General features: G+C 67.6%; 12 protein-coding genes and 1 pseudogene. 3 read left to right on the top strand and 10 right to left on the bottom strand.

Annotated elements, in window-relative coordinates; genetic code table 11:
* From B7438_RS18625 to fabG, 4 genes and pseudogenes are all read right to left on the bottom strand, one after another.
* Positions 1-527 (bottom strand): annotated as a pseudogene (locus B7438_RS18625) (hypothetical protein); the annotation flags it as partial.
* Positions 527-1,084, bottom strand: a complete 558-nt coding sequence (locus B7438_RS18620; protein WP_085371181.1) for an LPXTG cell wall anchor domain-containing protein — start codon at positions 1,082-1,084, stop codon at positions 527-529. The pseudogene B7438_RS18625 and the gene B7438_RS18620, both read right to left, overlap by 1 nt.
* 30 nt (positions 1,085-1,114) lie before the next feature.
* Complete coding sequence (locus B7438_RS18615; RefSeq protein WP_085371180.1) at positions 1,115-1,669, bottom strand: TasA family protein; 555 nt, start codon at positions 1,667-1,669, stop codon at positions 1,115-1,117.
* A gap of 159 nt (positions 1,670-1,828) precedes the next feature.
* On the bottom strand, positions 1,829-2,539 hold the full coding sequence (gene fabG, locus B7438_RS18610) for a 3-oxoacyl-ACP reductase FabG (RefSeq protein WP_085371179.1): 711 nt from the start codon (positions 2,537-2,539) through the stop codon (positions 1,829-1,831).
* Between the two features lie 60 nt (positions 2,540-2,599).
* On the opposite strand from fabG, the gene B7438_RS18605 reads away from it, so the two are divergent.
* From B7438_RS18605 to B7438_RS18595, 3 genes are read left to right on the top strand one after another with little or no spacing between them, the layout of a single operon-like run.
* The gene (locus B7438_RS18605) at positions 2,600-2,914 is read left to right on the top strand and encodes a DUF3099 domain-containing protein (protein WP_085371178.1); all 315 of its coding nucleotides are present in this window, start codon (positions 2,600-2,602) and stop codon (positions 2,912-2,914) included.
* Positions 2,911-3,144, top strand: coding sequence for a hypothetical protein (locus B7438_RS20665; RefSeq protein WP_085371177.1), 234 nt, complete (start codon positions 2,911-2,913; stop codon positions 3,142-3,144). The genes B7438_RS18605 and B7438_RS20665 overlap by 4 nt, the downstream gene beginning before the upstream one ends.
* The gene (locus B7438_RS18595) at positions 3,141-3,998 is read left to right on the top strand and encodes an SURF1 family protein (protein WP_085371176.1); all 858 of its coding nucleotides are present in this window, start codon (positions 3,141-3,143) and stop codon (positions 3,996-3,998) included. Before B7438_RS20665 ends, B7438_RS18595 begins: the two co-directional genes overlap by 4 nt.
* 10 nt (positions 3,999-4,008) lie before the next feature.
* Here the strand turns inward: B7438_RS18595 and B7438_RS18590 are convergent, their stop codons facing one another.
* The 6 genes from B7438_RS18590 to sufB form a co-directional block, all read right to left on the bottom strand.
* Positions 4,009-5,607 (bottom strand): ABC-F family ATP-binding cassette domain-containing protein, encoded by a 1,599-nt coding sequence (locus tag B7438_RS18590; RefSeq protein ID WP_085371175.1) that lies wholly within the window; start codon positions 5,605-5,607, stop codon positions 4,009-4,011.
* Positions 5,608-5,718: 111 nt separating this feature from the next.
* Positions 5,719-6,048 carry a metal-sulfur cluster assembly factor gene (locus B7438_RS18585; RefSeq protein WP_055893974.1) on the bottom strand — a complete coding sequence of 110 codons (330 nt, stop codon included), beginning with the start codon at positions 6,046-6,048 and terminating at the stop codon, positions 5,719-5,721.
* Positions 6,049-6,057: 9 nt separating this feature from the next.
* Complete coding sequence (sufC, locus tag B7438_RS18580) at positions 6,058-6,852, bottom strand: Fe-S cluster assembly ATPase SufC (protein ID WP_085371174.1); 795 nt, start codon at positions 6,850-6,852, stop codon at positions 6,058-6,060.
* A 3-nt stretch (positions 6,853-6,855) separates the two neighbouring features.
* On the bottom strand, positions 6,856-7,179 hold the full coding sequence (locus tag B7438_RS18575; protein ID WP_373270206.1) for a non-heme iron oxygenase ferredoxin subunit: 324 nt from the start codon (positions 7,177-7,179) through the stop codon (positions 6,856-6,858).
* On the bottom strand, positions 7,179-8,366 hold the full coding sequence (gene sufD / locus B7438_RS18570) for a Fe-S cluster assembly protein SufD (RefSeq protein WP_085371172.1): 1,188 nt from the start codon (positions 8,364-8,366) through the stop codon (positions 7,179-7,181). The genes B7438_RS18575 and sufD overlap by 1 nt, the downstream gene beginning before the upstream one ends.
* Entirely contained in the window at positions 8,367-9,785 is a 1,419-nt protein-coding gene (sufB, locus tag B7438_RS18565; RefSeq protein WP_085371171.1) for a Fe-S cluster assembly protein SufB, read from the bottom strand. It abuts the gene before it with no gap.
* Between the last annotated feature and the right edge of the window lie 247 nt (positions 9,786-10,032).

Below are 10,032 nucleotides of genomic sequence, written 5' to 3'. Positions count from 1 at the left end.
CGCCCGAGCCGTCCTCCGCCGTTGTTCCCCCACGAGAACAGTCGTCCGTCGCTCGTCCACGCCAGGAAGTAGAACCCGCCGGCCGAGACGCCGATCACGTCCTGCCCCGAGAGTTCGGGGATGAGCCCGGGGACGGCCCCGCTCGGCGCGTACTCGCTGTTGCCCCAGGTGTACACATCCCCCGTATCGGTCAGCGCCACGGAGCCGTCGACCCCCGCAGACGCGGACACCACCGCGGCGCCGCCGGGAATGGCCACACTGGTCGGCACATCCCGGGCGAAGGTGTCGCCGAGGCCGAGCTGCCCGAGGCCGTTGGTTCCCCACGAGTACAGCTGCCCCGCCGCCGTCCAGCCGAGGGAGAAGTCCACTCCGGCCTCGACGCCCGCGAACAGCACCGGTACCCCCGCGGTCGACGCGAAGCGCGTCTCCACGCTCCCGCCGTCGACGAACCCCGCCGACGAGGCGGGAGTCAGCGCGGCTAGCAGCAGCCCGGCCACGGCCAGGAGGTGGATACGCCGTGGTGCCATCACTCGTGCTCCCTCCGTCCTTCCCTCCGCCGGAACGCCGCCCGTGCCGCGACGCCGAGCACGAGCAGGGCGACGGCCAGCACGACCACCCCGGACACCTCGATCCCGGTGTTCGGCAAGTGCGGCGGCGTGTCCGCGCGCGGGGGCCGCGCGACGACCGCGCCGTCGCACTGCTCCGGTGCGACCTGCGTCGCCGTGAAGAACAGCGTCGCCGTTCCGCTCTGCGCCTGATACTCGTTCCCCGCCTCAGGGGGAAAGGCGGCGCTGACGTGCACGGTCACCGTGGCGTGAGCGGGCAGCGCGTCGTCCAGCGCTGCGCACCGGGCGCTGCCCGCATCCGGGGTCACGGTGAACGACACGACGAGGGGATGCGCGCCCTGGAAGAGCTGGCCGTCACGTGTCACGTGATCGCTCAGACGGACCGGGTACGGTGCGCTGTTGGTCACGGTGACCGTCGCGTCCACCGAGTCGCCGGGCTTCAGGTCGCCGAACACCAGCCCCGGCGGGTCTGAGATCAGCGACGTCCGCTGGGCCGGCACGTCTGCCTCCATGGTCATCCCCTCGTCCTCCTCGTCGTCGCTGCCGGCCTACGCCTGCGATGCAGTGAAGGGGAACACCACCGATACGCTCTGGCCGGCGACATCGGTGGCTGCCGTCGGGTCGAGCGTGACTTCGAGATGCAGCGTGCGCCCGTTGACCGATCCCCCGGAGGCGATGTCGAGCGCCGAGAACGCCGCGGCCGTCAGCGGTCCGCTGTAGAGCGTCGACGCGTCGCTCGTGTCGGTGATCACGATGCTCAGGCTGTCCTCCAGCGCGGCAGCCGGTGCGCCGGCGTCGTTCGTGATCTGCGGCACGCCGAGGTCGAGGTTCGCGTCGATCGTGCCGGAGTTGAAGACCTGCAGGTCGCGCTCGACCGTGTCACCCGGGGCCAGGTTGTCGAAGCCCGCGCTGAAGTCCACCAGGTAGTTGGTGGGATTGCCGTCCTGGTCCGCGTCGAACTTCAGGTCGAGCGAGCCCGACGTGAACTGCGTCTCCACGTTGCCGGTGTCCGTGAACGCCGCGAGCGTCATGCCGATGCCCGCCGTCAGGACGATGCCCATGGCCGCTAGGACCTTGACTCTGGGCGTGAGCGTCTTCGCCATTGTTGTGCCACCTCTGAATCGAGCGCTGTCGCGCTGTACGGGATGCGGAGGTGCCGGCGAAGATCGCCGTCCGCATCCCGATTGCGCGTCAACCTATCCCGCGGGGTGACCACAGAGCTAGCTACATTGACATTTGTATGTCAGTATTCCGATATAGGTTTAGTGTCCCATACCAAGACCGCCGTCGACGGGAATAACGGCACCCGAGATGTAGCCGGCGTCCTCCCCCGCGACCCACGCGACGACCTTCGCGACCTCGCCGGCGGTGGCGAATCGTCCGGCCGGGATGTTGCGCTTGTATTCGGCCTGCTGCGTCTCCGGCAGCGCAGCGGTCATGTCGGTCTCGATGAAGCCGGGCGACACGACGTTGGCGGTGATCCCGCGCCCGCCGAGCTCCCTGGTGATCGAGCGGGCCATGCCGACCAGTCCGGCCTTCGACGCCGCGTAGTTGACCTGACCGGCGCTGCCGTAGAGCCCGACGACGCTCGAGATGAAGACGATGCGGCCGAACCTGGCCTTGAGCATCCCCTTGGATGCGCGCTTGACGACGCGGAACGAGCCGCCGAGGTTGGTGTCGACCACCGTGTCGAAGTCCTCGTCGGTCATGCGCATCAGCAGCGTGTCGCGGGTGATGCCCGCGTTCGCGACGACGACCTCCACCGGCCAGAGCTTCTCCTCGATCTCCGCGAAGGCCGCATCGACAGCCGCGGAGTCCGTGACATCGGCGCGGACGGTGAGCGCGCCGTCCGGGCCCTCCCCGGAGCGGGCCGTGACGGCCACCCGGTGGCCCTGGGCCAGGAACTCCTCCGCGATGGCGTAGCCGATACCGCGGTTTCCTCCTGTGACGAGCACGGTGCGCTGGGTAGTCATGCATTTTCCTCTCAATAGAAACGCTCACCAGTTTATGGACGTAGTCTTGGTGCAACGCACATGAAGCAACCACACCCGTCGATCACGAATCTTCCGCTCTCCCCCGACGAAGAGCGACGACACCGGATGATCAAGTATTCGGTCGCCATGGGCATCCGTGTGGTCTGCATCTTCGCGATCCTGTTCGTTCCGGGCTGGTGGGCGATCATCCCGCTGATCGGCGCCATTTTCCTGCCGTACTTCGCCGTGGTCGTCGCCAACGTCTCGACCGACCCGCGTCGAGCGGAAGTTCAGCGTCCGGGGAATATCCTTCCCATGACCCCTCCACCACCGGCGGGACGCGCAGACGACGATTCGAGAGGCACGCACGAGTGATCGGCTTCGGTGAACCGGAACCCCTGACCTGCTCGCGCGCGGGCTGCCGTGAGCAGGCCGCCTGGCGCATCGAATGGCGCAACCCGAAGATCCACTCGGAAGACCGCGTGAAGGTCTGGCTCGCCTGCGACGAGCACGTCGACTATCTGAGAGAGTTCCTGGGCGCGCGGGACTTCCCGCTGAGCGTGCATCCCGTTGTGCCCCCGGCGGCCGAGAGGACGACGGCGTGAGCGGCAGCGGTGGCTGGCGGTTCGCGTTCTCCCGTCGCTGGCTGGGCTACCTGGCGTTCGCCGTCGCCTTCGCGATCGCCTGCGGCTGCCTGTCCGCCTGGCAGTTGGCCCGCAGCAAGGAGGCGGCGGCGGCCAACGCGCTGATCTCCGACAACTTCTACTCGAAGCCCGTCCCCCTCACCGACGAGCTCGGCTCCCTCACCGCGTACTCCCCGAAGCAGGAGTGGACGCGCGTGCAGGTCACCGGCACGTACCAGAAGGACGACGAGCTGCTGGTGCGCAACCGGCCGTTCAACGGCAGCCCCGGGTTCGAGGTGCTCACTCCCCTGCGCACGGCAGACGGCGCCCTGTTCATGATCGACCGCGGCTGGGTGCCGACCGGCAACACCACGGATGCGCCGGACAACGTCCCCGCCGCCCCGTCCGGCACCGTCACCGTCGTCGCGCGTCTCAAGGCCAGCGAGCCGGCCATCCCGGGCCGCACGGCCGTCGGGCGTCAGGTGGGCACCATCCAGCTCTCCGTCGTGAAGCAGAAACTCGGCACCGACGACGTGTACACGGGCGCGTACGGCCTGCTCGACTCGCAGAAGCCGTCGCCGGCGTCGACGCCGACCCCCACGGTCACCGACCCGCCCACCCAGGATGAGGGGCTGCACTGGTCGTACATGATCCAGTGGATCATCTTCGCCCTGATCGGCTTCTTCGGCCTCGGCTACGCGCTGCTCACGGAGTACCGCAAGCGCAACGAGCACACGCCGGAGGAGCAGGCGAAGGCCGCAGAGCGCCAGCGGAAGCGGGCACTCAAGCGGACGGACTCCGACGTGGAGGACGAGCTGATCGACGCGACCCGCTAGGCGCGATGCGCTAGGCCAGCGAGATCAGTTCCAGGTAGTCCCTGTTCCAGTGGTCCTCGACGCCCTCGGGCAGGATGAGGACGCGCTCGGGGTTCAGCGCCTCGACGGCACCCTCGTCGTGACTGACCAGGACGACGGCGCCCTCGTAGTGCGCCAGCGCATCCAGGATCTCCTCGCGGCTCGCGGGGTCGAGGTTGTTCGTCGGCTCGTCGAGCAGCAGCACGTTCGCACCGGAGACGACGATCATCGCGAGCGCGAGACGCGTCTTCTCCCCACCGGACAGCACGCCGGCCGGCTTGTGCGAGTCGTCGCCGGTGAACAGGAACGAGCCGAGCACGCGGCGCGCCTCGGTCTCGGCCAGGTTCGGTGACGCGGACATCATGTTCTGCAGCACGGAGCGATCGACGTCGATCGTCTCGTGCTCCTGCGCGTAGTAGCCGATGCGGAGGCCGTGACCGGGCTCCACCTGGCCGGTGTCCGGCTTGTCGACGCCGGCGAGCATCCGGAGCAGCGTGGTCTTCCCCGCACCGTTCAGCCCGAGGACGACCACCTTGGAGCCGCGGTCGATCGCGAGGTCGACGGCGGTGAAGATCTCCAGAGAGCCGTAGCTCTTGGACAGATCGCTGGCCTGCAGCGGGGTGCGGCCGCAGGGTGCCGGCGCCGGGAAGCGCAGCTTGGCCACGCGGTCGACGGCGCGCACGTCCTCGAGCCCGGCCAGCAGCTTCTCCGCGCGGGCGACCATCTGGTGCGCAGCGGCGGCCTTGCTCGCCTTCGCGCCGAACTTGGCGGCCTGCAGCTGCAGGACCCCCGCCTTCTTCTCCGCGTTGGCGCGCTCCTTCTTGCGGCGCTCCTCGTCGGCTGCGCGCTGGCGCTGGTAGTGCTTCCAGCCCATGTTGTAGATGTCGATGACCTGACGGTTCGCATCCAGGTAGAAGACGCGGTTGACGGTCTCCCCCACCAGCTCCACATCGTGCGAGATCACGATGAAGCCGCCGGTGTAGTTCTTCAGGAACTCGCGAAGCCAGACCACCGAGTCCGCGTCGAGGTGGTTGGTCGGCTCGTCGAGGATCATCGTGCGCGCGTCGGAGAACAGGATGCGCGCCAGCTCGATGCGACGGCGCTGACCGCCGGACAGCGTCTTCAGCGGCTGGTCCAGGATGCGGTCCGGCAGGTTCAGGTTGCTCGCGATCGACGCGGCCTCCGCCTCGGCGGCATACCCGCCGAGCATCTGGAAGCGCTCCTCCAGCGACCCGTACTTCTTCATTCCGGCGGCGGACACCTTCTCGTCCGAGCTCGCCATGTCGAGCGTCGCCTGCTGCATCCCGAGCACGATCGACCCCAGGCCGCGGGCGTCCAGGATGCGCGTGCGCGCCAGGTCTTCCAGGTTGCCGGAACGCGGGTCCTGCGGCAGGTAGCCGAGCTCCTCCGTGCGATCGACCTTGCCGCCGTTCGGCAGCAGGTCGCCGGCCAGCACCTTGGTGAGCGTCGTCTTCCCCGCTCCGTTACGGCCGACGAGACCGATCTTGTCGCCGGGCGCGACTCGGAAGCTCACGTTCTCCATGAGCAACCGGGCTCCGACTCGGAGCTCGAGGTCTTGCACGGCAAGCACAGTCAATCCATTCGTTCGTTCGTTCGGGAGAAGCGTCGTTCACGCCAGTGGTCCCGGAGCGCGCGCGAGCTGCTGCTCGCGGCGGTCCGGGACCACTCGCACGGTGTCTTGCTAGATGGCGAAGCCGAGCGCGCGCATCATGTCGCGCCCGTCGTCGGTGATCCGCTCGGGACCCCACGGCGGCATCCACACCCAGTTGATGCGGAACGCCTCGACGATGCCGTCGAGCGACTCTGCGGTCTGCTCCTCCAGCACGTCGGTGAGCGGGCAGCCCGCGCTCGTCAGGGTCATCGAGATGATGAGGGCGTTGTTCTCGTCATCCCAGGCCAGGTCGTAGATGAGGCCCAGGTCGACGACATTGATCCCGAGCTCGGGGTCCATGACGTTCTTCAGCGCCTCTTCGACCTGGTCGAAGAGCGCGGGGCTCAGCGTGGCGGGCATACCGGAAGCCTACGCCTCTGTCAGCTCGGCGGCGTCGGCCTTGGCCGGCTCCGGAGCATCCACGAAACGGTCGTAGCCTTCTTCCTCGAGCCGCTCTGCGAGCTCGGGGCCGCCCTGCTCCGCCACCCGGCCGGCGACGAAGACGTGCACGAAGTCCGGCTTGATGTAGCGCAGGATGCGCGTGTAGTGCGTGATCAGGAGGATGCCGAGGCCGGTGTTCTCCTTGGCGCGGTTGACGCCCTCGGAGACGACCTTGAGCGCATCCACGTCGAGGCCGGAGTCGGTCTCGTCGAGCACGGCGAACTTCGGCTTCAGGAGCTCGAGCTGCAGGATCTCGTTGCGCTTCTTCTCTCCGCCGGAGAAGCCCTCGTTGACGTTGCGCTCTGCGAAGGACGAGTCCATCCTGAGCTTGCCCATCGACTCGCGGACGTCCTTGACCCAGGAGCGGATCGACGGAGCCTCGCCGTCGATAGCCGTCTTGGCGGTGCGCAGGAAGTTGGTATTGGTCACACCCGGGATCTCGACCGGGTACTGCATGGCCAGGAAGAGGCCGGCGCGGGCGCGCTCGTCGACGGTCATCGCGAGGACGTCTTCGCCGTCGAGCGTGATGGTGCCGCCGGTGACGGTGTACTTCGGGTGCCCGGCGATCGTGTACGCGAGAGTGGACTTGCCCGACCCGTTCGGGCCCATGATCGCGTGGATCTCGCCTTCGCGGATGGTCAGGTCGACACCGTTCAGGATGGGCTTGACGCCCTGCTCCGTCTCGACGGTGACGTGGAGGTCGCGGATCTCAAGGACTGACATGGACTAAATCTCTTTCGTTGCGTTCGGGTCGATGTAGACGTCACCGTCGATGAGCTCGACCTGGTAGACGGGGACCGGCTCGTACGCCGGTAGGTTCATGGGCTTGCCGGTGAGGAGGGAGAACTGCGAGCCGTGCGCCCAGCACTCGAGCGTGTCGCCCTCGACGAAACCCTCGGACAGCGAGATCTCGCCGTGCGTGCAGGTGTCTCCGATGGCGTGGATGTCTCCCGCCGAGTCCTTGACGACGGCGATGGGGGTGCCGTCGACGACGACGCGGGTGGCCTGATCGACCACCAGCTCGTCGGCGGAGCAGACGCGCGTGCCCATCAGCTCCCCACCGTGACGATGGACGAGAGCTCGGCCTCGATGGCGTCCTGCAGACGCTCCTGCAACGCGGGAGAGCCGATCTGCTGCACGATCTCGCCGAGGAAGCCGCGCACGACCAGTCGGCGTGCCTCGTCCTCCGTGATCCCGCGGGACTGCAGGTAGAACAGCTGCTCGTCGTCGAAACGGCCGGTCGCGCTGGCGTGGCCCGCCCCGACGATGTCGCCCGTCTCGATCTCCAGGTTCGGCACGGAGTCTGCGCGGGCGCCGTCGGTGAGCACGAGGTTACGGTTCTGCTCGTAGGTGTCGGTGCCGACGGCCTTCGGGCCGATCAGCACGTCGCCGATCCACACGGTGCGCGCTCCGTCGCCCTGCAGCGCGCCCTTGTACGTGACACGGCTGCGGGTGGCCGGTGCGTCGTGGAAGACGTACACCTGCTGTTCGAGGTGCTGGCCGGCGTCGGCGAAGTATGCGCCGAACAGTTCGGCGTCCGCCCGCTCGCCCGCGAGGTGCGCGGACGGGTTGAGCCGCACCACGCCGCCGCCGAGGGTGACCGCGACGTGCTTGAGCAGCGCATCCTGGCCGATGGTGGCGAAGTGGGTGGCGACGTGCAGTGCGTCGTCGTCCCACTCCTGCACGGTCACGACGGTGAGCTGGGCGCCTGCGCCGAGCAGGAACTCGACGTTCTCTGTGAGGTGCGCCGCCCCGCTGTTCAGGAGGATGAGCGTCGCGCGGCTGCCTGGGGCCGCCTCGACGATGGTGTGCGCTGCGCGGGGTGCGCCGCCCAGGGCGGACCTGGTGAGGGTGAACTCCTTGGCGTCGTCTCCCGTGACGGAGATGAGCAGCGCCTCCTGGAAGGCGGTCCAGGCGTTGGCGGACGCGCGGTCTTCCGGAATGCCTGCGCTGCCGATGCGGGCGTCGTCGCGACCGACCCACTCGGCGGTGACGCCGGGTGCGACGCTCGCGTCGAACACGTACGGCGCGCCGTCCAGCTCGCCGGAGATGAGCTCGGCGAGACGGGCGACCGGCGTGTACTTCCAGACGGCCTCGCGGCCGGTGACGTCCGGGAACTCGGAGACGACGGTGGACTTGAAACGGTCGGAGCGGGTCTGAACGGGCACAGCGCTGCGCATGTGCTTCGGCGCTGCCGTTCCCTCGGTTTCGATTGTCTTCGGGGTGGCGGTGGTCATTTAGCCGACAGAGCCTTCCATGCCCATCTCGATGAGCTTGTTGAGTTCGAGTGCGTATTCCATCGGGAGCTCCCTGGCGATCGGCTCGATGAAGCCGCGCACGATCATGGCCATGGCCTCGTCCTCCGGAAGCCCACGGGACATCAGGTAGAAGAGCTGCTCCTCGCTCACGCGCGACACGGTCGCCTCGTGGCCGAGCTGCACGTCGTCGACGCGGATGTCGATGGCCGGATACGTGTCCGAGCGCGAGATCGAGTCGACCAGCAGGGCGTCGCAGCGCACGGTGTTCGCGGCGTGGTGCGCGTTCGCATCCACCCGCACCTCACCGCGGTAGCCTGCGCGGCCGCCTCCGCGGGCGATCGACTTGGAGACGATCGACGACTGCGTGTACGGAGCCATGTGGATCATCTTCGCGCCGGCGTCCTGGTGCTGGCCGGGGCCGGCGAACGCGACGGACAGGGTCTCGCCCTTGGCGTGCTCCCCCATCAGGTAGATCGACGGGTACTTCATCGTGACCTTGGACCCGATGTTGCCGTCGATCCACTCCATCGTCGCGCCCTCAGCGGCGGTCGCGCGCTTGGTGACGAGGTTGTAGACGTTGTTCGACCAGTTCTGGATGGTCGTGTACCGGACGCGCGCGTTCTTCTTCAGGATGATCTCGACCACGGCGGAGTGCAGCGAGTCGGACTTGTAGATCGGGGCCGTGCATCCCTCGATGTAGTGCACGTAGCTGCCCTCGTCCGCGATGATCAGGGTGCGCTCGAACTGCCCCATGTTCTCGGTGTTGATGCGGAAGTAGGCCTGCAGCGGGATCTCGACGTGGACGCCCTTGGGGACGTAGACGAACGAGCCGCCCGACCAGACGGCCGTGTTCAGCGCGGCGAACTTGTTGTCGCCGGCCGGGATGACCGTTCCGAAGTACTCCTGGAAGATCTCCGGGTGCTGCTTCAGAGCGGTGTCGGTGTCGAGGAAGATGACGCCCTGCTGCTCCAGGTCCTCGCGGATCTGGTGGTAGACGACCTCGGACTCGTACTGGGCGGCGACACCGGCGACGAGACGCTGGCGCTCCGCCTCGGGGATGCCGAGCTTCTCGTAGGTGTTGCGGATGTCCTCCGGCAGGTCTTCCCAGGTCTGGGCCTGCTTCTCGGTGGACCGCACGAAGTACTTGATGTTGTCGAAGTCGATCTCGGAGAGATCGGCGCCCCAGGTGGGCATCGGCTTGCGCTCGAAGAGCTGCAGCGCCTTGAGGCGACGCTCGCGCATCCAGTCCGGCTCGTTCTTGAGCGCGGAGATATCGGTCACCACCTCTGGCGAGATCCCTCGGCGCGCGGACTGCCCGGCTGCGTCGGAGTCCGCCCAGCCGAACTCGTATTGCCCAAGGCTGTCGAGTTCGGGGCGGTCGATCAGGATGTCTGACATATCTACCTCGTTTCCTTCCACTCGTAACCGGCTATCATTCCGGCTCATTCCCCCCGCCCCGGTCGAATTCACGACTGGCACGAGTGTCCTGATTGTGCGGGTGGCTGGTGTGCGTACCTAAACTGTTCGGAGACTCAGGCATCGTCGCCCCGGCTGCATGGCACTGCAGGCACGCGCGTTTCCAGCGCGTTTCTCGAACCCACCAATTCTACAGGTGCAGACCGGTAATAGTAGAGACGCGCCTGCG

Source organism: Leifsonia sp. NCR5, assembly GCF_002105485.1.
Classification (GTDB): Bacteria; Actinomycetota; Actinomycetes; order Actinomycetales; family Microbacteriaceae; genus Leifsonia.
The sequence above is the reverse complement of the archived record's forward strand: the minus strand, read 5'-3'. Positions and strand labels throughout refer to the sequence as shown.

Coding starts and splice junctions, on each gene's coding strand:
- B7438_RS18605 (WP_085371178.1), top strand. CDS start 2,600: ATGAAGCAACCACACCCGTCGATCACGAATCTTCCGCTCTCCCCCGAC.
- B7438_RS18575 (WP_373270206.1), bottom strand. CDS start 7,179: ATGGGCACGCGCGTCTGCTCCGCCGACGAGCTGGTGGTCGATCAGGCC.
- sufD (WP_085371172.1), bottom strand. CDS start 8,366: ATGACCACCGCCACCCCGAAGACAATCGAAACCGAGGGAACGGCAGCG.
- B7438_RS18620 (WP_085371181.1), bottom strand. CDS start 1,084: ATGACCATGGAGGCAGACGTGCCGGCCCAGCGGACGTCGCTGATCTCA.
- B7438_RS18585 (WP_055893974.1), bottom strand. CDS start 6,048: ATGCCCGCCACGCTGAGCCCCGCGCTCTTCGACCAGGTCGAAGAGGCG.
- sufB (WP_085371171.1), bottom strand. CDS start 9,785: ATGTCAGACATCCTGATCGACCGCCCCGAACTCGACAGCCTTGGGCAA.
- sufC (WP_085371174.1), bottom strand. CDS start 6,852: ATGTCAGTCCTTGAGATCCGCGACCTCCACGTCACCGTCGAGACGGAG.
- B7438_RS18615 (WP_085371180.1), bottom strand. CDS start 1,669: ATGGCGAAGACGCTCACGCCCAGAGTCAAGGTCCTAGCGGCCATGGGC.
- fabG (WP_085371179.1), bottom strand. CDS start 2,539: ATGACTACCCAGCGCACCGTGCTCGTCACAGGAGGAAACCGCGGTATC.